General features: G+C 33.4%; 28 protein-coding genes. 16 read left to right on the top strand and 12 right to left on the bottom strand.

Annotated features, from left to right (window positions below; translation table 11 throughout):
• The 7 genes from ACKI2W_RS07015 (at window position 1) to ACKI2W_RS06985 (ending at window position 6,566) form a co-directional block, all read left to right on the top strand.
• Complete coding sequence (locus ACKI2W_RS07015; RefSeq protein ID WP_407380594.1) at window positions 1–1,026, top strand: NYN domain-containing protein; 1,026 nt, start codon at window positions 1–3, stop codon at window positions 1,024–1,026.
• Window positions 1,019–2,221, top strand: coding sequence for a hypothetical protein (locus ACKI2W_RS07010; RefSeq protein WP_407380592.1), 1,203 nt, complete (start codon window positions 1,019–1,021; stop codon window positions 2,219–2,221). The genes ACKI2W_RS07015 and ACKI2W_RS07010 overlap by 8 nt, the downstream gene beginning before the upstream one ends.
• 23 nt (window positions 2,222–2,244) lie before the next feature.
• Window positions 2,245–2,520: a hypothetical protein gene (locus ACKI2W_RS07005; protein WP_407380590.1), complete on the top strand. Its 276-nt coding sequence runs from the start codon at window positions 2,245–2,247 to the stop codon at window positions 2,518–2,520.
• 16 nt (window positions 2,521–2,536) lie between these two features.
• Complete coding sequence (gene argJ, locus ACKI2W_RS07000; RefSeq protein ID WP_407380588.1) at window positions 2,537–3,760, top strand: bifunctional ornithine acetyltransferase/N-acetylglutamate synthase; 1,224 nt, start codon at window positions 2,537–2,539, stop codon at window positions 3,758–3,760.
• Window positions 3,761–4,234: 474 nt separating this feature from the next.
• Complete coding sequence (locus tag ACKI2W_RS06995; RefSeq protein ID WP_407380586.1) at window positions 4,235–4,837, top strand: class I SAM-dependent methyltransferase; 603 nt, start codon at window positions 4,235–4,237, stop codon at window positions 4,835–4,837.
• Window positions 4,838–4,843: 6 nt separating this feature from the next.
• Window positions 4,844–5,557 carry a 2-C-methyl-D-erythritol 4-phosphate cytidylyltransferase gene (locus tag ACKI2W_RS06990; protein WP_407380584.1) on the top strand — a complete coding sequence of 238 codons (714 nt, stop codon included), beginning with the start codon at window positions 4,844–4,846 and terminating at the stop codon, window positions 5,555–5,557.
• Window positions 5,550–6,566, top strand: coding sequence for an alcohol dehydrogenase catalytic domain-containing protein (locus ACKI2W_RS06985; protein WP_407380582.1), 1,017 nt, complete (start codon window positions 5,550–5,552; stop codon window positions 6,564–6,566). Before ACKI2W_RS06990 ends, ACKI2W_RS06985 begins: the two co-directional genes overlap by 8 nt.
• Here ACKI2W_RS06985 and ACKI2W_RS06980 read toward each other — a convergent pair.
• From ACKI2W_RS06980 to ACKI2W_RS06965, 4 genes are all read right to left on the bottom strand, one after another.
• Window positions 6,563–7,096 carry a hypothetical protein gene (locus tag ACKI2W_RS06980; RefSeq protein ID WP_407380580.1) on the bottom strand — a complete coding sequence of 178 codons (534 nt, stop codon included), beginning with the start codon at window positions 7,094–7,096 and terminating at the stop codon, window positions 6,563–6,565. The two genes, ACKI2W_RS06985 and ACKI2W_RS06980, sit on opposite strands and share 4 nt — an antisense overlap.
• Before the next feature lie 173 nt (window positions 7,097–7,269).
• Window positions 7,270–7,914: a zinc ribbon domain-containing protein gene (locus tag ACKI2W_RS06975; protein WP_407380579.1), complete on the bottom strand. Its 645-nt coding sequence runs from the start codon at window positions 7,912–7,914 to the stop codon at window positions 7,270–7,272.
• A gap of 354 nt (window positions 7,915–8,268) precedes the next feature.
• Entirely contained in the window at window positions 8,269–8,655 is a 387-nt protein-coding gene (locus ACKI2W_RS06970) for a hypothetical protein (protein WP_407380577.1), read from the bottom strand.
• Entirely contained in the window at window positions 8,652–9,194 is a 543-nt protein-coding gene (locus ACKI2W_RS06965) for a hypothetical protein (protein ID WP_407380575.1), read from the bottom strand. The genes ACKI2W_RS06970 and ACKI2W_RS06965 overlap by 4 nt, the downstream gene beginning before the upstream one ends.
• Window positions 9,195–9,486: 292 nt before the next feature.
• Between ACKI2W_RS06965 and ACKI2W_RS06960 the strand changes: the two genes are divergently transcribed.
• The 3 genes from ACKI2W_RS06960 to ACKI2W_RS06950 are packed head-to-tail and all read left to right on the top strand — an operon-like array spanning window position 9,487 to window position 11,246.
• Window positions 9,487–10,365, top strand: coding sequence for an SAP domain-containing protein (locus ACKI2W_RS06960; protein WP_407380573.1), 879 nt, complete (start codon window positions 9,487–9,489; stop codon window positions 10,363–10,365).
• 1 nt (window position 10,366) lies between these two features.
• Window positions 10,367–10,960, top strand: a complete 594-nt coding sequence (locus tag ACKI2W_RS06955; RefSeq protein WP_407380571.1) for a DUF998 domain-containing protein — start codon at window positions 10,367–10,369, stop codon at window positions 10,958–10,960.
• A 37-nt stretch (window positions 10,961–10,997) separates the two neighbouring features.
• Window positions 10,998–11,246, top strand: a complete 249-nt coding sequence (locus ACKI2W_RS06950) for a hypothetical protein (protein ID WP_407380569.1) — start codon at window positions 10,998–11,000, stop codon at window positions 11,244–11,246.
• 18 nt (window positions 11,247–11,264) lie between these two features.
• Here ACKI2W_RS06950 and ACKI2W_RS06945 read toward each other — a convergent pair whose 3' ends face one another.
• Window positions 11,265–11,939 carry a hypothetical protein gene (locus ACKI2W_RS06945; protein WP_407380567.1) on the bottom strand — a complete coding sequence of 225 codons (675 nt, stop codon included), beginning with the start codon at window positions 11,937–11,939 and terminating at the stop codon, window positions 11,265–11,267.
• 112 nt (window positions 11,940–12,051) lie between these two features.
• On the opposite strand from ACKI2W_RS06945, the gene argB reads away from it, so the two are divergent.
• Entirely contained in the window at window positions 12,052–12,921 is an 870-nt protein-coding gene (gene argB / locus ACKI2W_RS06940) for an acetylglutamate kinase (RefSeq protein WP_407380565.1), read from the top strand.
• Between the two features lie 286 nt (window positions 12,922–13,207).
• Here argB and ACKI2W_RS06935 read toward each other — a convergent pair whose 3' ends face one another.
• Complete coding sequence (locus tag ACKI2W_RS06935) at window positions 13,208–14,683, bottom strand: class I adenylate-forming enzyme family protein (RefSeq protein ID WP_407380563.1); 1,476 nt, start codon at window positions 14,681–14,683, stop codon at window positions 13,208–13,210.
• Window positions 14,677–15,675 carry a homoisocitrate dehydrogenase gene (gene aksF / locus ACKI2W_RS06930; protein ID WP_407380561.1) on the bottom strand — a complete coding sequence of 333 codons (999 nt, stop codon included), beginning with the start codon at window positions 15,673–15,675 and terminating at the stop codon, window positions 14,677–14,679. Before aksF ends, ACKI2W_RS06935 begins: the two co-directional genes overlap by 7 nt.
• Before the next feature lie 95 nt (window positions 15,676–15,770).
• On the opposite strand from aksF, the gene ACKI2W_RS06925 reads away from it, so the two are divergent.
• Complete coding sequence (locus ACKI2W_RS06925) at window positions 15,771–16,238, top strand: HEAT repeat domain-containing protein (protein WP_407380559.1); 468 nt, start codon at window positions 15,771–15,773, stop codon at window positions 16,236–16,238.
• 59 nt (window positions 16,239–16,297) lie between these two features.
• Here the strand turns inward: ACKI2W_RS06925 and ACKI2W_RS06920 are convergent, their stop codons facing one another.
• Window positions 16,298–17,119 (bottom strand): nicotianamine synthase family protein, encoded by an 822-nt coding sequence (locus tag ACKI2W_RS06920; RefSeq protein WP_407380557.1) that lies wholly within the window; start codon window positions 17,117–17,119, stop codon window positions 16,298–16,300.
• A gap of 198 nt (window positions 17,120–17,317) precedes the next feature.
• Between ACKI2W_RS06920 and ACKI2W_RS06915 the strand changes: the two genes are divergently transcribed.
• Window positions 17,318–17,881 (top strand): GNAT family N-acetyltransferase, encoded by a 564-nt coding sequence (locus ACKI2W_RS06915; RefSeq protein ID WP_407380555.1) that lies wholly within the window; start codon window positions 17,318–17,320, stop codon window positions 17,879–17,881.
• A 1-nt stretch (window position 17,882) separates the two neighbouring features.
• Here the strand turns inward: ACKI2W_RS06915 and ACKI2W_RS06910 are convergent, their stop codons facing one another.
• Both ACKI2W_RS06910 and ACKI2W_RS06905 read right to left on the bottom strand, forming a co-directional pair.
• Window positions 17,883–18,143 (bottom strand): zinc-ribbon domain-containing protein, encoded by a 261-nt coding sequence (locus ACKI2W_RS06910; protein WP_407380553.1) that lies wholly within the window; start codon window positions 18,141–18,143, stop codon window positions 17,883–17,885.
• Between the two features lies 1 nt (window position 18,144).
• On the bottom strand, window positions 18,145–18,588 hold the full coding sequence (locus tag ACKI2W_RS06905) for a MarR family winged helix-turn-helix transcriptional regulator (RefSeq protein WP_407380551.1): 444 nt from the start codon (window positions 18,586–18,588) through the stop codon (window positions 18,145–18,147).
• 108 nt (window positions 18,589–18,696) lie between these two features.
• Here ACKI2W_RS06905 and ACKI2W_RS06900 point away from each other — a divergent pair, with 108 nt between their 5' ends.
• From ACKI2W_RS06900 to ACKI2W_RS06890, 3 genes are all read left to right on the top strand, one after another.
• Window positions 18,697–19,536: an aldo/keto reductase gene (locus ACKI2W_RS06900; protein WP_407380549.1), complete on the top strand. Its 840-nt coding sequence runs from the start codon at window positions 18,697–18,699 to the stop codon at window positions 19,534–19,536.
• 77 nt (window positions 19,537–19,613) lie between these two features.
• A complete protein-coding gene (locus tag ACKI2W_RS06895; protein WP_407380547.1) occupies window positions 19,614–20,597 on the top strand; it encodes an alpha/beta hydrolase in 984 nt (327 codons plus the stop codon).
• Between the two features lie 28 nt (window positions 20,598–20,625).
• Window positions 20,626–21,600, top strand: a complete 975-nt coding sequence (locus ACKI2W_RS06890; protein WP_407380545.1) for an aldo/keto reductase — start codon at window positions 20,626–20,628, stop codon at window positions 21,598–21,600.
• Between the two features lie 318 nt (window positions 21,601–21,918).
• Here the strand turns inward: ACKI2W_RS06890 and mtrA are convergent, their stop codons facing one another.
• Together mtrA and ACKI2W_RS06880 are read right to left on the bottom strand one after the other, a co-directional pair.
• On the bottom strand, window positions 21,919–22,482 hold the full coding sequence (gene mtrA, locus ACKI2W_RS06885; protein WP_407380543.1) for a tetrahydromethanopterin S-methyltransferase subunit A: 564 nt from the start codon (window positions 22,480–22,482) through the stop codon (window positions 21,919–21,921).
• Between the two features lie 69 nt (window positions 22,483–22,551).
• Window positions 22,552–23,919: an MATE family efflux transporter gene (locus ACKI2W_RS06880; protein ID WP_407380541.1), complete on the bottom strand. Its 1,368-nt coding sequence runs from the start codon at window positions 23,917–23,919 to the stop codon at window positions 22,552–22,554.
• Window positions 23,920–24,015: the final 96 nt, after the last annotated feature.

Here is a 24,015-nt window from a genome sequence, read left to right as displayed (position 1 = left end):
ATGAAAGTGGTTGTAGATGCTTCTAATGTTGCACATCATGTAAGAAATGAAAACTCACAGCCTCAAATGGCAAATATTTTAGCTGCGGTTAAGGCATTAGAGGAAAGTGAAGATGAATTTGTTATTATAGCAGATGCATCACTTCGTCATGAAATTGATAATAAAGAAGAATTTTTAAAACTGTTGGAAAGCGATAATGTAGAAGAAGTTCCGGCAGGCAATGATGCTGATCATTTTATTTTGGAGATAGCTTATAGTGAAAAAGCAAAAATCCTATCCAATGATAAATTCAGGGATTATGCTGCTGAATTTAAGAATATTAATTCATTCAGAATTCCATTTATAATAAAAGACAATAGATTAACGTTTGGAAGACCAAAAAAGACAAAACATGATAAGAATATTTTGCAGAACATTTCAGATGAAATTATTAAACAGCTGAACTTCAAGAAATGGGAAGTTTACACGGGCAAGGAAGGATTGGAAATATCTCCTTTGAATATTGCAAAACAGGCCATCATACGTATTGATGATGAGAATAATATCAATTCCAAAGTTGAAAATATATTCTCAAAAATACCTATGTTCAATAAAATTGTAGATATGGTTGATGATGTTGAAATAGCAGCGCCATATGTTATTTTTGTACTGGTTCATCCGAAAGACTATAAGGTTGCTGTAAAGAATGCGGGAAACATTTCCGTTACTGTAGCTGACAGATTAGGTCTTGAGAAAAAACCGTTAATAGCTGTTAGAAATGACCTGTTCACTAAACCTGGCACTTTTGAATTAAATATCATGCTGGCCGATGAAGTAACTGAAAATGCTCCATATAATGTTTTAGTACGTGTAAGTACTCATGATGAAGTATTTATCAAGAAAAACTCAAGAAATATTGCAAGTACCATTGCCGGCAGATTAGGTTCCTGGAAGTTTCCATTTGTTTCAGTTAAACCGGACATGCTATTGGAACGTCCTGGTGAGTTTGAAATTGAATTAGAGAAAGGAGGAAAATTAGATGGTTAACAGCTTATCTAAAGCGATAATTAAGTTAACCACAGGTCTCACACCCATTAGTGTAGGGACTAAATTTTTTCCGACAGATTCCATACAAAATGAATATGTGGAGCTGTTTAACTATACTCAAACAATATTGTTTGAATTAAAGAAAGCTGAAATAAATTCTAATAGTATAGAAACTAATCTTATAAGGGATATTGGTAATGAGAATATTCCCTCTGAATTTAATTTTTATGAAATCAAACCTGCTGAAGATAAGATTGAAGAATATGCTCTTGTGAGCAATATTGTCATGGGTAGTGACCGTTATTTTTATGTTGAACTTCCTAACCCATCAAATCTAATCAATATCTTCGTTAAAATTATTGAAAATGAGAAAGGTCAAATTGTCGAAAAAAGTTCAACAGAACTCGTTGCAAAAATGTTAAGTAAAAATGATGCAATTCGCGTAGCTATTGAATTGATTGGAATAGGTCTTGAAAGGGGCATTGAAGTAATATCTGCTGTCGGAATGACGGGTGCTGCTTCAATTGAAAGGTCTATTAATTATAGGCAAAATCTGGGAAATTTTCCTGGTGTTGCTTTCACAAAACTTGGTGGAGAATACGCTCTGGTTTTTGATGGTCCATTTAAACTGGCACAATCAAAACCTACTGAGCTGCAGAATTACCTGTTCGTTGATTTAATCGATTCAACAAGTTATACCAGCAAGCATGGTAAAACGCAACTGGTTGATTTAATGAGTAATATCAAATATTTCATTGAAACCGAATGTGGCGGTGAGCTTGAAGGTTATCGTGAAGGTGGAGATGATTTCATCGCTCGTTTCCCATCAAAAGACCTGGCTATTCGTGCAGGTTTGGATGCGGCATGGTTTGCTCTTGACAATGGCGCAAAAATCAGGGCAGGTGTTGGCAGATCCAGAAGAGAAGCCGGTGAGAGAGCTCAATTGGTGGATAATTTAGGTTCAACATCTCCGTTGTCATTGGTGGTTTTTGAACTTGCTAATGGTTTATATGCTTATAATGTTCCGTCTGAATTTACAAGAACTTTAATAAATCTGTTTGAAAATGAAAAACAGAAATTAATAGGCGTATTTGCCTTTGTATTCATTATCACATACTTGTTATGTGTACTTGGACTCGGAGCATTCAGTTTTATTACAATTATTTTAGCATTAATATATGCTTTTGTTGCTTAAAATGAATAAAAAAGGGATTTACAGTGGCTCGAAAAAATGAAGGGATAATAGCGTTCATCATGATTCTGGCATTAATTGCTTTTGTCATAGGTTCGGCTATTGGAATTACAGTAAGTATAGAGGAACATGAAAATCTGACGAATCCTCAGAACAATACGACTCATATAGAAAACGTAACTCTTGAGATGACGTCTAATGTCAATAATCATAGTGATGATTTTTATTATGATTATGACGCAGATAGGGTTGATTTCAATGAAAATTATACTGTTGAAGAAGAGTATACTGTAAATTACTAAATCTTATTGTGATAATATGAATTATATTAGAGATATTGATGGCGGATTTTCAGTTATAGAAAATCTTCAGGTATCCGGTGCTCGTGAAGGAAAGTATGGTGTCAGCGTAATTTTAGCACCAAACAGTACTGCTTCAGGTGTTTTTACATCAAATAAGGTTGTTGCAGCTCCTGTAACTTACACTAAAAACGTTGTTAAAAAAGGCATTGTCTCAGCAATTGTTGTAAACAGCGGTAATGCTAATTGTTTCACTGGCCAAAAGGGTATTGAAGACTGTGAAGAACTGGTCAATCTGATCTCTAGGGATTTAAATGTTCCTGCCGGTGAAATTGCAATTTGTTCTACTGGTGTCATTGGCCGTGAAATGCCGATGGACATAATATCTAAGGTTGCATATGAATCCATTTCCAAATTGGGAAGCGAGCCTGAAAATTCCCTGGCCGCTGCAAAGGCAATAATGACGACTGACACTTTTCCTAAAGAAGAGGCATGTGAAGTGACATTAACCACAGGAGAAATTGTTAAAATTGCCGGAATCACTAAAGGAAGCGGCATGATTGCTCCGAATATGGCAACAATGCTGTCTTTTATTGTCAGTGATGCAATAATTTCTCAAAAGGCAATTAAAAAAGCATTAAGGATTGCTGCTGAAAAAAGTTTTAACATGATTGTTGTTGATGGTGATCAAAGTACAAATGATACCTGTTTAATGCTTGCAAACGGTGCTTCCGGAGTCAATGTAGAAAAAGATGGTGAAATAGATCCAAATTTCCAGGAAGGCCTTAATCATGTGTGCATTAATTTGGCTAAAAAGATGGCTCGTGATGGTGAAGGAGCATCCAAATTCATTGAAGCAAATGTGAAAGGAGCAGAATCTTTTGAAGATGCTAAGTTGGCAGCCAAAGCAATTGTAACATCTCCATTATTCAAATCTGCGGTTTTTGGTGGGGATCCTAATTGGGGAAGGATTGTTTCTGCAATAGGATATTCCGGCTGTGAGCTTAATCCGGACATTGTAACCATTGCAATTGCAGATGATGAAGATGATGTTGACCTTGTTCGTGAAGGAAAAATTCTAGCTTTTGAGGATACTCCTTATTTGGAGCGTGCTGAAAAAATAATGCAGTCTAAAAACATAGTTGTTAATATTAACATGTTTCTGGGTGATGGTGAGGCAACTGCATGGGGTTGTGATTTAACCTATGACTATGTAAAAATCAATGCAGAGTACACCACATAAGAAAACATATAAATACTTTAAAAACAAATATTTTTATGTTATACATAATTCTAATGTTGTAATTATAAATTTTATAGGAGGGTAAGATATGGCAAAAGTTAAAGGTACTAACAGAAGAACAAGACAAAAAAGAAGTTATACTAAACCTGGTAGTAAAAGAGGAAGAGGAGTTAAACAAACCTGGAAAAAATAAATCCTCTAAAAACTACTTTTTTTAATTTAATTTAACCATTATCCAAACACAATTTTCTTGCAGTTTAATTGATTTCATGATTAATTATTTTGCATGTTGTTGTATTTACCATTAATTTATTTAATAGCTATTTTTATTTAATTGATTTTAGATTCTAGTTCAAGTTAATGCTGTCGTGTTATGTAGATTAACCTCATATTAATTTTCAATTTCAATCGAAATGAAATGTTTTTCACTAAAATTATATAGTATTTTTTAAAGATTTAATATTAGGTGATAATATGATGATGCCCGCAAACGGACACAGGGCTCACGGATTTTCAAGTGAGTTCTTTTTAGATTCAAACGAAATCATTGATGAATTAGATCTTAAAGGCTGCGAGAATATTATGGATGCAGGATGCGGTGATGGACACATTGCAATCAAACTTCTGGATGAATATATAGATTCAGGTAATGTTTATGCTGTAGACATTTATGATGCATCCATAGAAGATATGGAAAAATATAAATTGGAAAACAATGTAGATAATTTAATTAATATTGAAGCGGATATTACCAAAGGTGTCAAAGAAATTGAGGATGAAACCTTGGATGTAATATTGATGGTTAATGTTTTCCATGGATTTACTGCTTCAAGAACAGTTGATGAAGCAATAAGTGAATTTTCCCGTTTAATTAAAAACGATGGTAGAATAGCTATTATGGATTATAAAAAATGGGATGTTCCTAAAGGACCTCCAACTCAAGTAAGAAGTTCTCCTGAAGAGCTTGAAGAGATGTTTGCCAAACATAATCTTAAAATGACTTACTTAAATGAAGAGATTGGAGAGGATATTCCTCAGGGTAAGTCACATTTCTTCATCGTCTTTGAAAAGGAGTAATTAAAAATGATTTTTGCAGCTATATTGGCAGGCGGAATAGGGTCAAGGATGGGTGGAACAGACACCCCTAAGCAATTTTTAAATTTGGGAGATAAACCTGTAATTATCCATACTGTTGAAAAATTTGTAATCAATTCCAAATTTGATAAAATTCTTGTTTTATGCCCACAAAATTTCATCAATCACACAAATAATTTGATTAATGAATATTTTGGCGACGATACTAATGTTATTGTTTTAGAGGGAGGTAAAACCAGAAACGATACAATTATCAACGCAATAGAATATGTCAATGATAATTTTGACATTGATGATGATTCAATAATTGTGACCCATGATTCTGTACGTCCATTTGTAACTCATCGCATAATTGAGGACAATATTAAAGCTGCAAAAGAATTTGGTGCTTGCGATACTGTTATCCCGGCTACAGATACTATTGTGGAGAGTGTTGATGCTAAAATGATAAAAAATATTCCGATTAGGGACAATTATTATCAGGGTCAGACTCCACAGAGTTTTAAAATCAATAAATTATCCGAACTGATTAATAGCCTGTCCGATGATGAAAGCAGAATCTTGACTGATGCATGCAAAATATTTATTCTTAAAAATGAAGATGTATATTTGGTGGATGGTGAAATAACAAATATCAAAATCACCTATCCCTATGATTTGAAATTAGCAAATACAATTTTAAAGGAATCTGTCCATGATTAATATTGTTTATAGATTGAAATCCCCTAAATTCTTTGAAGAAGCAATTGATGACATTGAATTAAATGATGTTGTTGTAAGACCAACTTATCTGTCAATTTGCCAGGCTGATCAAAGGTATTATCAGGGATCTCGACCTCCCGAAATTCTATCACAAAAATTGCCTATGGCTTTAATTCACGAAGCCGTCGGCGAAGTGGTTCATGACAGCAAATCCATTTTTAATTCAGGAGATAAAGTTGTAATGATTCCCAATACTCCAATTGGTGAAGACTGTTATCGTGCTAATTATTCTACATTATCAAAGTTTAGGGGAAGTGGATTTGATGGTTTTACAAGTGATTTGGTCAGTTTAACACATGACAGGTTAGTTAAACTTCCGGATAATTTTGATTTTGAAGTGTCTGCTTTCATTGAATTAATGACTGTTGCTTATCAGGGAATAATGAAATTTCGAGAGTTCAAAAAAGCATCCTGCAAAGTTTTGGGCGTTTGGGGTGATGGAAACTTGGGATATATTACTTCATTAATTCTAAAAGTGCTTTGTCCTGACTGCAGGGTAATTGTTTTTGGAAAGCATCTTGAAAATTTGAACTTATTCTCTTTTGTTGATGATGCTTATATGATACATAACGTTCCTGATGATTTAAAAATTGATCATGCATTTGAATGTGTGGGTTCTGCCGCATCACAATCAGCCATAGATCAGATTATTCAGTTAATCAATCCTCAGGGAACAATTAATTTATTTGGAGTTAGCGAATATCCTATTCCAATCAATACGAGAATGATATTGGAAAAGGGTTTGACTCTTCAGGGTAATAGTCGTTCCGAAAGGGAGGATTTTGAAGGGGTGGTAAGCCTTCTTAAAGAAAATCCTCAACTTTTCAGTTATCTGTCTAAATTAATTACCAATGTTTGTGAAATTAAATCAATTGATGATTTAAAATCTGCTTTTGATAAGGATTACATTTCCAATTTTGGAAAAACAATCCTGAAATGGGAAATTTAACGCGTTTCCAGACTTTTTTTAAGGATTCTAAAACATTCTATTCTCAAATTCTTCCTATCTTTTTTAGGACCCATAACAGGAATTCTAATAAGAACTTCCATATCTTCATCATTGAGCTTCATATTTCTATTTACCTTATCTTTGATATGATATAATGCATCATATACGGGATTTGAGTTATAACAGGCCAATTTAATATTAAATATGGCTTCTGATTTAATGGTGCATTCCGGAGCTGTCACTTGGATTGTATTTGGACAGAGTATGTATATGGATATTGGAACTTTATTTTTCTCATAAAGATTTTCTGCAAGTTCTACATAATTTGCAAGTTCTACTTCATCAAAATCCTTCATCTGACATTCCAAATCAATTAATTCACCTCCCTCTGTTATAAATATGTCGCCTCCCTTGTAACAGTCCTCATTTACTTCAGTCATTTCGGGACTTGCATAACCTGTTATTTCTCTAGTTTCATCAAATACTTCTTTTATTATTCTAATTTCTTCACAATCTAAATTCTCATTCATTTTATTCAAACCTCTCAAAAATTAATTACAATTATTTATATTATATTTAATAGATTATAAATTCGTCAGTTTATTTTTAAAGCAATTTTACTTCGTTATATTAATTTTTAAAAGAGAATATAATTTTAACGGGGGTGATGATTATTGTTGCCGGTGATGGTTTTCAGTGTTCGTCAGTCAAATCCCTGAGATTCAAGGTATTCATCGATTTCATCATTGTCTCCCACTTCATAGTAGTCGTAATATGAACTCGGATCATTACGGGCTATTGTTGAAGGAGAAGTGTCTACGCCGCCGTAGTGGCCTGAAGATGATGAATATCCTCCGCTGCTACTGCTTGATGAATGATATGTTGGAGAATTGTCATAGCTGGTGTAATTGGGTGTTAATGTAGTAATAATTCCGGAAATTGAAACCATTAAAATTAGGCATATTAAAAGTATTGCTATTATTTTGTTGAAGCTGTTCCAGTTTTTGTAGTCTTTGATTATGTCGGGATTGTCCTCACCATTTGCAATCTTAACCTCATTGTATGTCTCGTAAACACCATAAATCCATATTATTACGGATATTATTGAAAAAATCGAAATGAATCCTCCAATAAAAGCAGTTATTATTCTTAAAGCCATTAAGATTAATCCTTTTTTGATATTTCCCGCATAAATTATGCCTAAACCTGTAAAAATGAATGATAAAAACAGTGCAAGGTACATATTTTTTTCTTTTTTAAGTGTATGGTGTGTATTTGTCTGAATACTGCATTTGCTGCAAAATTTTGCATCATCGGCAAGTTCAGTTCCACAATTTTGACAAAACATAATATTCATTTTGTTATCAAGAGATATATAACTTGTTGTATCGAAAGATTTATATACCATTTAAACACAATATACTATTACGCGATGTGTTTATAGTGTGTTTAAAGCAACATCGTGAAAATGGGGGTGAGGCTGAAAAGTAGTTTTTTTGTTCATATTACACCTTTTTGGGCTAACACGAAAAATATATTGTTTAACATTTTTAATCACTTATAACTTATTTAACACTCTTGGAAAAACACGAAATTGTTGGAAATGGTTTTTCGGTTTCAATTGTATATCTTTCCTTTATTTGTATTTATAAACACGACATTAAGCAATCATCCCCATTCCAACAAAATTTTTAAGGGGAAATCATCCCCTTATTTTAAATTTCATTTTGTCTATGAAAGAATTATTTTTATACTGTGCAATTCTTATTTTAAAATCTGCATCAGATAACATTTCATATAGCTTTACGTTGACTTTTACTGATGGAACACAGTATACATAAACATTCACTTTCTTTTTATGTCTTTCATATAGCTGTTCCGCAAATTCCATATAGTTAACGTGGTCTTCAATATCATAATCTCTTGTTTGGATTTCCAAATCTATCAATTCATCATCTTCGGTTCTATAAACAGATCCGCCCTGATAAATGCCTTCATCTACTCTTCTTTGGTCATCAGGTAATTCTTCTATTATTCTACGTTCATCGTAAAATGCTTTTCTTATTAATGTTAATTCGTCTTGGTTCATTTTATCAGTCCTTTTTCGTTGACTTCTTTCCACAATGTTAAACATGCAATTCTAAGTTGTCTTTTATCTTCTTTCGGTCCCATTTGGGGAATCATTTTCAGTGCAAACAGATCTTCTTTATTTAACTTCTTATTTTTTTTAACCATGTCCTGAAGATGCCTTAAAATGTCATATGCATCGGATTGCGGCATAAGGGATATGTTAATTAATAATGGGCTGTCGCTTTCGATATGTTTTTTTGCCTTTATTTTGATGTGTGGGGAACCTAAAAGGTAAATGCATATTAGTTTTCCATTCATTTCATATAATTCTTCACCATATTCCTTTATTCTTTGAAGTTCTTCATTATCAATATCTTCCATGATAATTTCATAGGATATCAATTCATCATCTTCTGTTATGTATATGTCCGCAGTTCTCTTGTGTTTTTCAGCTATCTTTTGTATTTTTTCTTCAGCCAGACCCACAATATTTCTATTGTCATTGAAAATGTTTTCAATCAATGTTAGGGCCGTTTCATCATAATTTTTTTTATGCATTATTTATCACCTTTTCCAAATTCTTTTTTTTGGTAAATAGTAATATTGTATTTTGGGCTTTATAAATTAGTATGATATAAATCGCTACAATATAACCTCTTTATACAATAAAACAAGCTCAAAGCAATATTATAATGATGGGGTAATTTTTCGCAATCTCATAAAAAACGATGGTGGTGAAATGTGAATGTTGCCATATACAATTATTATAATAGAATAATAGGAAGAAAAGTATTAAATTAACTAACGGATAAATATTAATAATATTACTTAAAGGTAAAAAGGTGTTTAAGTGAGTGAACAAAAATTAGAAATTTTTAATGTTTTGAATTTTTTAAATAGTGGTTATGGGCTTGATGAAATATTAAACGAGGGGAATTTCGGTACTTTTCCTTCAGGAGATGATTGTGTTAATTATTTGGTTGAAAACGGTTATCTCGAAGGAAACGGAAATATTGCAACTCCGGAATCCATATCTAAACAATATACTGTTGCTCAATTAAAAGAAATTTTAAAGGAAAATGGTCTAAAAGTTTCCGGAAAAAAACAGGAACTGATTGAAAGGGTATTGCCTGTATTGGGTGGAGATTCATCAGATGATTATGAATTGACTGATAAGGCAAAAGAATTCATTAAAGAAAATGAATGGATAGATTTATACATGTTTGCACTTGTAGCATTCAGATTTGAAGATTATGAAACTTATGTTGCTTCATCAACTGAAGATAATGTGACTACCGCTTTAAATTTCTGCGATCAGATTATTTCAAGAGCATTAATGGCTAACCTCTTTCTGGTATTTATTGATGCATTATCTGCAAAAGCACATGTTTACGCATATGACGGAGATTATGAATCATTCCTGGATTATGATTTGCAAAGATTCATTTTGGGATTAAACCCGATTATCATGGATCCTCAAACTTATGCTTCATATGATGTTGTTAATGCCGCCAATGTGATGAATTTGAAAAATGTTGTTGAAAAATTAAACTTTGGAAGCTTAAAGAAAAGATTTGATAGAATATGGGCAAAATCTCATGTAACCAATATTACTGTGCCTAAAAAGACTTGCTATAAAATATTGCAAAAAGCCATTTCAGGTGCAGATGTTGAAGAATTGAACTTCGACGTAAGGGAAAAATACTTCAATAAAAAGTTTGGTGTTTAATTTGAAAGCTAAAGTTGCCGGAATCGTTTTCATTATTGGTAGTTTATATTATCTGATGGCTGAAGCCATTTCTGCAACTTTTTTCAATGCTTCATTAGTTAACACTTATGTTTTTCATACAATATCAGAACTGGGTATTCCAGATGTCAATTCACCATTATTCTGGGTTATGAACTCAGCTTTTATAATAATAGGACTGACATTGATATTTGGAAATTTTTATAGATTTAAGGATTATATTATTAAAAATAGAACTCTTTTTTACATATTTACATTAATAACGTCAATAGGAGTCATAATTGTCGCACTGATTCATGGAGGAAATCCATTAACTTCAGGTTACCATACTTTGGGTGCGGTAATGGCTATTTTGGGCGGTAATATTTTGCTTGTTCTGATTTCCCAATCGATGAAGAAATTTGAAAATTACCAAAAAATTACGTTAATCTTAGGTTTGATTGGTCTAATCGCTTTTTGGATAATGTTTTTCAATATGCAAAGCATTTACATGCCCGTTCTTGAAAGATTGTCTGTATATACTCTGATAATCTGGTCTTTTGCAACAGGTTCCTTTTTGGTTACAAAAAAGATTTAAATACTTCCTTGATTAATTAATCATTAAAGGTGATATTATGGCAAACCTTGACAAAGCTATAGAAGAAGAAATTTTAGCAATTGTTGAAAAATATCAAAAAGAAAATACAAAACTTTTGAACTACCTTATCACTGATGATGAAATTACCTTTTTCTCTCCTATTGGTAACGGTAGTGAAATAACTGCTGAAGACTTGCAAAAAGTCGCAGATATATTGAAAGGTAAATTTGAAGGAATGGAAATTGTTAATCAAGAGTACAGATTCAAATTCAAATGTGGATTATAGGAGTTTTCAACTCCTCACTTATTTTTTTAGGTATTCCTGAGTGAGTTTACATTCGCTCATGCATTTAGTGCAGCCGAGACCAGCTTTGTACTGTTCAATAATGTAGTCTTTACAGGTTTCAATGTCAATAATGTCCTCTCTGTTTAATCTGTCATTCCATTTTTGAGGATTTATGGCATTTACTGGACATGCGTCCTGACAATTCGTACAGTCATCGCACTGCGAATCAGTGATGGGTTTGCCAAATTCCATGGGCATGTCAGTTAAAATTCCTCCAAGCGCCACTGCTGAACCATATTCCGGTGTGACAAACAGTGCGGAGCGCCCTATCCATCCAAGCCCTGATTTTGTAGCTATTGTCTTATAAGGTAAAATGCTAAGTAATTTTTTCATGTCACATTCATTACGGGTCATTGTCAATGCGAATGCATCATAACCGAGATTTTTGATATATTCTTCACCTTTGAGGGATATTTCGGTCAATTTATTTATTTGGCTGTGAAAGCACTTCCAGTAGGATTCATAATCTTCTTCGTTTAAAAAGTGCATTGCCTCTTTTGGAAGTTTTAAAACTAGACTGATTCCATTGGGCAAATCTATAAATTCACTTGCAAGACCGTTAACATCTGCAAATCCCACTTTGCTTATCCCTAATTTTCTAAGGTATGCTTTAAGATTATTCATCTGGGACATATATTCTGTTATATTTAAGAAATTATATAAACTTATCAATGAAATGCCATTTGACTTAAAATTGGGTAAATGCTTATAAACAATTAAGTTAAATATTTAATGTAGTGATATAATGAAAGATATTGATGTTTTAATTGAAGCTTTGCCTTATATTAAAAAGTTTCATAATAAGAAAATTTTAATTAAATATGGCGGACATGCAATGATTGATGATGAAGCAATGTCATCTACCGCTCGTGATACTGTATTACTCAAATATGTTGGAATGAAACCTCTTATTGTACATGGTGGAGGTCCGGAAATTTCACGTTCAATGGATAAATTAGGAAAAGAGCCGGAATTCATTCAGGGTTTAAGGGTTACTGATGAAGAGACGATGGAAATTATTGAAATGGTTCTTGTTGGTAAAATAAGTACAGAAATCGTTTCAGAATTAATTAAACATGATGGTGAAGCAATCAGTTTATCCGGTAAAGATTCCAGTCTGATTTTTGCTCATAAAAAAGGAGCCCGTAAGATTGAAGGTTTTGAAGAAGAAGTTGACCTTGGTCTGGTTGGGGAAGTGGATGAAATCAACACCGATTTGCTTGACTTGTTTGTTGAAAACGATTATATTCCTGTGATATCTCCAGTAGGTATTGCTAAAGACGGAACAAGCCTTAATTTGAATGCAGATACCGCTGCTGGTGAGGTGGCAAGTGCAGTCAATGCTGAAAAATTGATTATTTTAACTGATGTTCCTGGTGTTTTAAGAGATCCTTCAGACCCTGGTTCATTAATTCAAAAAATCAGAATAAGTGAAGTTCCAGGTTTGATTGAAGAGGGTATTATTTCCGGAGGAATGATTCCTAAAATCGAAACCTGTGTAAAAGCTATTGAAAACGGTGTAAAATCATGCCATATCATTGATGGACGTAAAAAACATGCTCTTTTGCTTGAAGTCTTCACTACAAATGGTATCGGTACCATGATTTTCGAGTGAATTTTTATCGGTGAGAACAATTTTCTCATCTTATCTTATTTTTACCCGATTAATTTCTATCTAACTTATATACTTTTAAATCCAATATTAGTTTGAAGGTTTCTTTATCTATATAAAATCTTTAATTTAAATGTTGTATTGCTTTTTTAAACTCTTAAAAAATAAGTTTTTTATGGATTTTACTTGGATAATTTTTTTCCTTCAGGTCATGACTGAGTAAACTGTTGTTGAAAATCAAATGATATATACTAAGTGTAATACAACAAGAAATAAGTTTAAAATTAGATTAATTTCTAATTTTAAATTTTTCTCTCAGTTCTCTTCTAAGTAATTTCCAGCCATTGACTCTTGGAAGTTCATCTAAGTCATAAATTTCGCGTGGAACCTTATAACGGGATAAATTTTCACGGGCAAATTTAATTAGGCCTTCATGGTCAGGCTTATCCTTCCAGACTACTGCTGCAACAGGCAATTCTCCTCTATGGATATCATTAATACTGAAAATAGCTATTTCTTTAAGTTTCGGGTATTTAATCAATACTTCCTCGACTTCTGTTGGATAGATTTTCCATCCGCTCATTACAATCATGTCTTTTTTACGGTCAGTAATGAATAAACGGTTATCTTCATCCAAATAACCAATATCTCCTGTTAAAAACCAACCGTCATCAAGAAATGTCTCTATAGTCTGTTTTTCTCTTCTCCAATATCCTTTTGCAATGGCAGGACCTCTTAAAGCAATTTCTCCCTGTTCATATTTGTCCATCGTCTTTGTCGGATCGATTTCATCTACAATTTTAACTTCTGAAAAACAAACCGGATGGCCTACACTTTCGAATCTGTCCGCTTCACGGTAATCTTCAGGCCGGATTACCGTTCCAGTTCCAATAACGATACTTTCAGACAGCCCATAAGCATTAATTATAGGAATTTGATATGTTTCATGGAATTCTTTCCATATTTTCCTGTGGAGTGGTCCTCCTCCGCTTATGATTTCACGTACTGTGGATAATTCTTTTGTCCTGTTCATTGTTGTAAGTGAATGGATTACCGGTGGCATTCCAGTCAATACAGTTACTTTTTCTTTATCACATAATTCCAAATATTCATCCAAATTAAATTCTTCAATTAGAATATAGTACGCCGCCGCCCTTAATGCAGCTATGGCCCATGAAAGACCGACATGTGCCATCGGATAAATTCCTAAAAACACATCGTCCTGTTTTAATGTCAAAACGTCACATTCATTGTGTATTGCAGTGAAATAATTTCCATGAGTTAACATTGCACCTTTAGGCTTTCCTGTTGTGCCTGAAGTATACTGGAGCTGGCATAAATCATCCCAATCTGTATTGAATGCTTCAAGGACTTCACAATCTTTATATTCTTCTATGTTGCTTGGAATGTATGTCGGAATGTCGATTGAATCTGTTGCTTTTTCATCGGTAATTACTAATTTTGCCTGTGAGTCACGAATGATATAATCAAGCTCCGAATGGGTAAACACTCTGTTTGTTGGAATGGCTATTGCACCAATTCTCCATATTGCAAAAAGTGAAAACAGGTATTCGCATGAGTTATTCAAATAAATAATGACTCTATCTCCTTCATGAACATATTTTGACTTTAACTGACGTCCGATTTCAGAAACTATTGATAAAATTTCTCCTGAAGTATATTTTTCTCCAGTACGGGGATTGTATAATACGTCTTTATCTAATCTTTTTGAGTTTGCATCTAGAAATGTCGTGATATTTAACATGTAATTACCTCACTTACTATCTCTTCAGCCATTTCCATGGTTTTTGCTTTCCCTCCTAAATCAGGGGTCAATATTTTGCCTTTTGCAACAACGCTTTCAACGGCATTATTTATTTTCAAGGCTATTTCCTTTTCGCCAATGTAGTCCAACATCATTGCCGTTGATAATATCATGGAACATGGATTGGCTATTCCTTTTCCTGCAATGTCTGGTGCTGATCCGTGAACCGGTTCGAATAATCCATGTTCATCTCCGATGTTTCCTGAAGGTGCAAGGCCTAATCCCCCAACCAGTCCTGCACTTTCATCAGAGAGTATGTCTCCAAACAGGTTAGTTGAAACAATCACATCAAAGTTTTCAGGGTTTGTAATCAGATACATTGCAGTTGCATCAACATAAAAGTCTTCAGTATTGATTTGAGGATAGTTTTTGGCAACATTATAGAATGATTCTTTGAAAACGCCATCGGTTTTCTTAAGCACATTGCTTTTGTGAACGCAAGTTACCTTATTCTGTTTTTTTCTTCTTGATGCTAATTTAAAGGCTATTTCAGAAATTTTCTCGCTGGCTTTTCTAGTGATTACTCTTTCTGCAATCACCTTTTCGCTGTCTCCATATTCAATCTGACTATAGAGTCCTTCGGTATTTTCACGCACTATTATAAAGTCAATGTTGTCTTTAATGGAGTTAACTCCTTTGTATGACTTTATAGGCCTTAAATTTGCATATACATCAAGTTCCTTTCTTAAATTGATTATCGGACTAGGCTGTCCGGGCGTTGAAGTTGACGCTCCAAACAGTGTTGCGTCACTTGATTTGGCTATTTTAACGGTTTCTTCAGGCAATGTCGTACCATTTTTATTGAAACAATCAAAACCCGCTTCACCATAGTTAAAATTGAAATTCAAATCCAGCTTATCCAATAGATATTCGCTGGCTTCCATCACTTCGTTTCCTATTCCGTCCCCACTTATTATTGCAATATCATACATTATTTCACATTTTGTTCGTGTATCATCAAAATACTTTTATACATATAACTATAAAGATATATTTATTTAATAATTGTTATATTTGAGGGATGAAAATGTCTGAAATAGATGAATTAATTGAAAAGTTAAACGATAAAGATGATTTTATTGTTGAAGATGCAATTGGCGCATTGGAATTAAAAGGTGAAGAGGCAGTTGATCCATTGATTTCTGCATTATCACACAGAAAGAAAAACGTTCGTTTACATGCAGCCAGTCTTTTAGGCGCATTAAATGATGAAAAGGCTATCAAACCATTAATCTTAACTTTAAGGGATAACAACAAGTTAGTCAGAAGAGAAGCTTCAACATCTTTAAGCCGTATGGGTCCTGCTGCGGTAGATCCTTTAATTGAGGTATTGGATGATCCTGACTGGAGAGTTAGGGGAGCAGCTGCATGGGCTTTAGGTAACCTGAATGATGAAAAAGCTATTCCAGCACTTGAAAAATTGCTTGATGATGAAAGCGGTTATGTAAAATCAGGTGCCCAAAGCGCAATAGCCACTATTCAAAGAAAAGCTTAAATCTTTTCTTTTTTCTTTTTTTCAGTAAAAAAATTAATTAATGAATATTAGGATAATATTCATTCGATTTTTCTTATTAAAACTGAAGTATTGTTTGTTTTTCCTGTTGGGAGCACCATTACTTCTTTGTGGAAACCTCTCGTATCCTTATCAAGAACCGGTGAGTATAAGATTGCTCTCATTCCGGTATAGGTTCTGTAGATTACTGGTGTTTTTTCATCAACAAACTCCCAGATATTTGAAAATACTCTGTCTTTAGGTTCAGCCAGTGCAGCAACCATTAATATGTCATAATCAAGGTTTTCAATGGATTTTTCATCACCGACAATTATTTCAATGTCTTTATCAAGCCCTAATTTTTTCAGCACTTTTCTGGAAAGCTCCGCCACATCTTCAAGCTGTTCTATTCCAATACATTTGCATCCGAATACTTTATTGAACATTATCAATGTTAATGGTAAAGGTCCGCTTCCTAAAAATACAAATGTTTTTTCGTCATTGAATTTTGCTAATTGTCTTTCATTTTCAATCAATCCAATATATCTGTCATAAAAATGGAATGAATCCAGTGTTTCTGTAGGATTGTCTGATTCCAATATTTTTAATGCATTTTCGGTTTCCAATCTTGCTCCAATATATACATAGAATTTGCGGATTAGTTTCAGTGCCTTATTCATCTTTTCGTCATCAAGAATATGTTTTGCAGAGTCGAAATCTATTGTCTTGTCATGTGCTATGATTTCTACTTCATCCAATATTTCGATAATCTCATTAATATCGACATTGTCCAGAGCAGAGTCTCCATATTTATCCAAATCACCATATTGTGATAGTTTATCTGCTATCTCTTCCAGTTTTCCCCAATACTTATAACAACTCATTTAATCACATCCAAAATAATAAGTTTTATATATTATTTAATCTATTAGTTATATTATAATTGGTTAAACTAATATTTAAGTATTACTAATGCTTTAAATCTTATAAATAAAGTATTACTTCGTTTATTTACGAATTAAAGTATTACTAAATCATTAAATTTCTACCAATAAGTAATACTTTTTAAATGGTGTTTAATAATGAATGTTCAAATTAAGGCATTAACCTATGATGCGCATCAAATCAAAAATCTTCAGAAATTCTTGTTTAAGCAGATTAAAAACGAGTTTGGTTATGGTTATATTCCAGAATACCATGAAGATATTGTTAAATTGGATGAATATTATATTTTTCCTTCCAGAAACAATTTTTTCATTGCAACTAATAAAGAAACAGGTGAAATACTTGCTACAATTGGTTTGAGAGGATACGATAAGGATTTCGATGAATTTAAAAATATGTACTCTAATGAATCCACAGCAAGTATCTGGAGACTCTTCGTTGATGAAAAGTATAGAAGATGTGGGCTTGCATCATTAATGTTTAACATTGCCGAGAAATTTGCATATAATTCCAATTATAATGAAATTTATCTGCATACCCATAAGACTCTGGATGGAGCTTTGCAGTTCTGGAAAAAGATGGGATTTGAAGTTACTATTGATACAAACAATGAGCTTCAGACTGTTCATATGGAAAAAAGAATCTATAATGTAAATTTCATTAATCAGCTGGCAATGTATAAGCACGCTATTAAATTATGAATTACTTTCGGTTTTTGAAATAAATGAGTAAAACCACTAGAATAGCAGTTATTATTGTTGCATAAATCCAATTTGAAAAAACAAATATTATCGCCCATAATAAGAAAAATAGGAAAAACCATAATGTTGCAACATTGCTTCTGTGGTAAATATTGTTCATTTTGTTGATTGTCTGGTTATTAAGTCTGTATCCGCAATTGCTGCAGATTCTCTCATGAGGACTTATTATCTTATTGCAGTTCGGACATCTTTCAGCTTTCATATTAATCATTCAATAGTTTGAATAGTAATTTCTTAAGGGTCTTGAATTCATCATCACTTAAATTACTTCTGCGCAGTTCTTCCCATGTGTTGATGTAATCTAGGATTTTATCTGTTATTTGGCATCCTTTATCGGTTAACTTTACAATTTTGCGCCTTCTGTTTTCAGGATCTTCATGTCGCGTAATGAATCCTCTTTCCTCAAATCTTCTAAGTAATTTGGCAGTATAGCCGTCGCTTACATTGAATAATGTCACCAAATCCTTCTGTGTGCTTTTATCCACAAATCTTATTCTTAAAAGGAAAGGCAATTCTGTTAGGGTTATTTCATCATCTGTGAAATTTTCAATACTGTATTCGCTGAAATCCTTTACCAGCTCTTCAACATAATGGTAAATGAGTATGTTTTCATAGTTTTCTTCTTTAAACTGACTTGGTAAACTCATAATAGTTATTTTCTTAATCATGTTATTTAAATATTTTTCATAAAATAATTATTTCCTAAGGAAACATTTATATTTAGAAAGATATATATTATAATCTAGGTGAAAATTATGGAATATATAACTTTATCAAACGGTGTTGAAATACCACAATTAGGATTTGGTGTATTTCAAATACCTCCAGAAGAAACTAAAGATGTAGTAAAAAAAGCAATAGAACTCGGTTACAGACATTTTGACACTGCACAGGCATATTTCAATGAAGCAGAACTTGGTGAGGCAATAAAAGAGTCAGGAATCGCAAGGGAAGAGTTATTTTTAACAACCAAAGTATGGGTTTCATCATACGGGTACGAAGAAACTAAAAAAGCATTTCAGGAATCCTTGGACAAATTACAGACTGACTATGTGGATTTATACCTGCTCCATCAGTGCATGGGGGATGTATATTCAACCTGGAGAGCAGTCGAAGATCTTTACAAAGAAGGAAAAATCAAAGCTATTGGTGTATGTAATTTTACCCAAGGACGTTTCACTGATTTGGCATTGAATTCAGAAATCACTCCTATGGTAAACCAGATTGAAGTAAATCCGTTTTTCCAACAGGAAGGAACCGAAGAATTCCACAAACAGTTCGATGCGGTTGTAGAGGCATGGGGACCGTTAGCTGAAGGAAAAGACGGAATCTTCACAAATCCTATTTTAGTTGAAATCGGTGAAAAATATGGCAAATCCTCAGCACAGGTAATATTGAGATGGCTGATTCAAAGAGGAATTGTGGTTTTCCCTAAATCCACAAAAGAATCAAGAATGATTGAAAATGCGGATTTATTCGATTTCGAATTATCTGATGATGATATGGAAAAAATCAAGGAACTGGAAACTGGAGTTCCTATTGTGGAAGTGGACAATCCTGAATTCATTAAATTTGTTTTAAGCAGCATTGCATAGTTATTTTCAAGAATTTTTCTTAAATTCTTTTTCTTTTTTATATTTTAAAAACTAAATATATGTTATAGGTGTATTATATGAACAAATTCGGTTTAGTTTATGAAAATGCAATTGGTGAAAATATTCCAGGCAAAGTAAATGTCAAACCAGTAACTTATGAAGTTTCAGGCATTAAAGTTGCCGGAAATTTATATTTGCCTCCAGATTTCGATGAAAATAACAGCTATGCTGCAATTAGTGTTGCTCATCCGAATGGCGGATCAAAAGAACAGGTTGCAGGTTTATATGCTCAAAAATTAGCGGAATTGGGTTATGTAACATTGGCAAGTGATGCAAGATATCAGGGAGCAAGTGAAGGCCAGCCTAGAAACAGGGATTATCCGGAAAACAGGATTGAGGATGTTTCAGGAATGATTGATTATTTGATTTCACTTGATTATGTAAATAATGATAGAACTGCTTCATTAGGAATCTGCGGTGGTGCAGGATATACTCTAGCTGCCGCACAACAGGACAAAAGAATAAATGCTGTTGCAGTTCTTTCAATGTTCAATACTGGAAGGATAAGAAGAAACGGCTTTTTGGATTCAGAAATCGAATTAATTCAAGAAAAGCTTCAGAAAGGAGCAAATGCAAGAAATAAACTTTTGGAAGGGGAAATATTATATGAAGGGGACAATCCTGAAATGACAGAAGAAGAGTTAAGAAAAATGATGGAAAGTCTTCCTGAAGGATTGTATCGTGACGGTGTTGAATATTACGGCATCACTCATTATCATCCTAATGCAAATTCAAGATACACAACAGAATCACTGCCTAAGTTATTGGCCTTTGATGTGGATGACAGGATGGATTTAATATCTCAGCCATTATTGATGATGGCAGGTGATGTTGCCGATACCAAATATATGACTGATTCCGCATTCGAAAAGGCAGTCAATGCCAAAAATAAAGAATTATTCCTGATTGAAGGTGCCAGCCACATACAAACATATTGGGTTGAGGAGTATATTGATAAAGTTGTAGACAAGCTTGAAGAGTTCTTTAATGATAATTTATAGAACTCTTCTTTTTTAATGGGTTTTTAAGATGATTCAAAGAAAAATTGCCAAGACTAATCTTCAAGTGAATCCTATTGGATTGGGATGCATGGGACTGTCTCATGCCTATGGCAGTGCTGTTTCAAAGGATTATGCAATTGATTTTTTAAAGAAATCTTTTAATGAGGGATATAATTTTTTTGACACGGCTGAAGTCTATGTCGGATTGACAAAATCGGGAGACATCAGCAATAATGAGGAACTTGTTGGTGAAGCATTAAAATCTGTGAGAAATGACGTTGTAATAGCATCAAAATTCGGAATTAGGATTGATGGTACTTCACTTGTCCCAGATTCATCACCTGAAGCCATTCAAAAGTCAATCGAAGGGACTCTTGAAAGGTTGGATATTGATTGTCTGGATTTGTATTATCAGCACAGAATTGATTCAAATGTTGAACCGGAAGTTGTGGCTGGAGAAATGCAGAAATTAATCGATGACGGTCTGATTAAGGCTTGGGGAATTTCAGAAACAACAGAGGACTACTTGAGAAGAGCTAATGAAGTATGTCCAGTATCTGTAATTCAAAACAGATATTCCATGCTTGCAAGATGGCATGAAAATCTCTTTCCTGTCTGTGAAGAGCTTGATGTGACTTTTATTGCATTTTCTCCAATGGCCAATGGCTTTTTAACTGGTTTATATAATAAAAATTCCACATTTGAAGACATTGATTATAGAAATGACATGCCCCAGTACAGTGAAGAAGGTTTTAAAAGCGCTAAGCAGTTAATGGAGTTATTAACTTCTGTTGCTGAAGATAAAAATGCTACTATGGCTCAAATTTCACTGGCCTGGATGATTAATAAAAAAGATTATATTGTTCCGATTCCAGGAACAACTTCTGTTGAAAACATGAAATCCAATTTTAAGGCAGGAAATGTGAAACTGTCCTCTTCAACAATAGATGAAATTGAGGATTTGCTTGATGATATTGATGTTCCTGTTTTTGGAGGACATTAAACAAATGAAATCAAAGGATATTTGAATTGTTAACGTGGAGTTCAAACTTATCCCATTTTTCGTTTAAAATATAAAGTAATTCCTGTAATAATTGCCGTACTGCCTCCAACAAGTATAATCAAACGCATTGCATTGGGGAAGCTATGCCAAAGTAAATATTTTTCTCAAGAAAATCCACTACAATCATTAATAAAAATAATGCGATAAGAATTGAAGATATGAACATAAACATTGTTCTATTTTCAAAATATGAAAGATTCTCTTTTGTAAAAATAATATTCAAAAAAAGTAAATAAAGAGTGAATAAACACTCATTATCTAAGATTCATCTTCTTTTTCTTCTTTCTTTTTGTCGACAATTACTAATCTTTGATTTTCTTCATCGACTTCCATTACTATTGGTTCAGCTTCGTATGCGCCGGAATCCTTTTCAACACATTCGTTGATTTTGGATTGTATTGCACCGACGTCTTCGGTATCAATCAGGTTAACAATTTCCAGTTGTTGTTGGAATCTTTCAACACCTTCAAGAGGCACGTTTTCAACAAAAGGAATTGCGCCAGTTGCACCAATAATTTTCTTTTTGTCCGGATCTGCTCCGTTTTCATGCAAAGCCAAGAAGCTTTGTCCGGTAATGTGGCCCTGTACTTCAGCTCCAGCCAATATCAAAAATCTAATATTCGGATTGGAAATAATGTTAGCCACTACTTTTTCAATTCCTAAATTTTCTGTTTTACATGGTCCTGCAATAGCTGCTCCGCTTAATTCTGCTTCAATGTGAGAAGCAAGTGTTGTTACAGCAACGGGACTTTCTGGATCTCCTACAATGTAATCTCCACTGATAACTGGCCAGCCGTCTGCAGGTGATTTTTTATCAGCCATTTTTTACTCCTCCATATTTATTTATATAATGTATTGTCAATAAGTTAATTTAAATATTTTGTCACTTTTCTAGGGTAATGGGTATTTTTCCTTAAATTTTCTGTTGTAAACTATAATGAATATAAATCCAATCAGAGAGCCAATGTTCATTCCAATTATTGCTCCAAGGTATACTCCAAAAACTCCCATTTTGAGGATTATTCCAAGCAAATATGCAAAAAACATGCTCAGAATCAGTTCTCTTAATACTGTCAGTCCCAATGATTTAAAGCCTGAACCAATTCCCTGATATGTGTATGCGGCAGTTGCTCCAAATGGAATCAGGAAATTATAGAAAACCAGTATCTGAAGGATTTCTGCTGACCGCATTACCAATTCAGAATTCTGGGAGGTGAAACTGAACAGGTCGCATAACGGATATGCGAAGATTAAAAATATTGCAGATATTGTCAATGTAAAAATCAGACTTAGGATTGTTGAATATTTGATGGTTGTATTGAAGTTTTTAGCATTTTTCGCACCATAAGCTATTCCGGACACTGTTATTGTAGCTATTCCTATGGCCATGCACGGCAGGAATGCTATTGAGATGAATCTCCATGCTATCGTAAATGATGCCACTTCATTGACTCCGGCAGTTACTATAATCAGGTAATTTAGAATTATTGCCACTATTGAAAATATTATTTCTTCAAAGCTGGCAGGAAGGGAAACTACAAGTATTTCCTTATAAATTGAGAGTTTTCTTTTGTAATATTTCAGTTTAAAGTTAAAATAGCTGTCTTTTTTAATATAAATCCAGTAAAGCATCCATAGGTATCCTATTGATGAGGATAATATTGTGGCTGTTGCAGCTCCAAATATTCCCAAGTTCAGGACATATATGAAAATAGGGTCTAGAATCATGTTCAGTATTGCGGTTAGAATCTGGGGTTTTGTTGCTCTTTTCACATCACCTTCCGTTCTGAAGATGCTTGATGTTACATTCGGCATCAAAAATACAATATTGAGTAAAAATATTATTCTTCCATAATCCAGGCAGTATGTCAACACATCACCTGCACCGAATAAAATTATCAAATCATCCAAAAAGAATATTCCTACAATTAAAATCATGACTGAAACAACAACTGTCAAAATAATTGTATGCATAACTGCATTATTCGCATCTTCAAATCTTGATGCTCTGACATATCTTGAAATAAGTGAGTTTCCTCCCGCACCGATGCCGCTTCCGATTCCTATGATTACCAGGTATAATGGTGAAATGAATCCTAAGGCTGCCAATGCATCAGTATTGATTCCTGAAACCCAAAAGCTGTCTATAAGATTATTTAAAAACATCAGAAGCATTGAAAGTATTGTTGGAATAGCTAATCTGTTTATGGCTTTTTTAGGGTCTCCAGTGATTGATTCGATATTTTCATTGGCCTGCATTATAATATTTTTTGGTTAATTATCTATTTGAATATATTTAAATTGTTTACTTGTGCAACAATTATATATGTCATGAATTACATAATATCTGTGAGG

Source organism: Methanobrevibacter sp., assembly GCF_045603845.1.
Classification (GTDB): Archaea; Methanobacteriota; Methanobacteria; order Methanobacteriales; family Methanobacteriaceae; genus Methanocatella.
The sequence above is the reverse complement of the archived record's forward strand: the minus strand, read 5'-3'. Positions and strand labels throughout refer to the sequence as shown.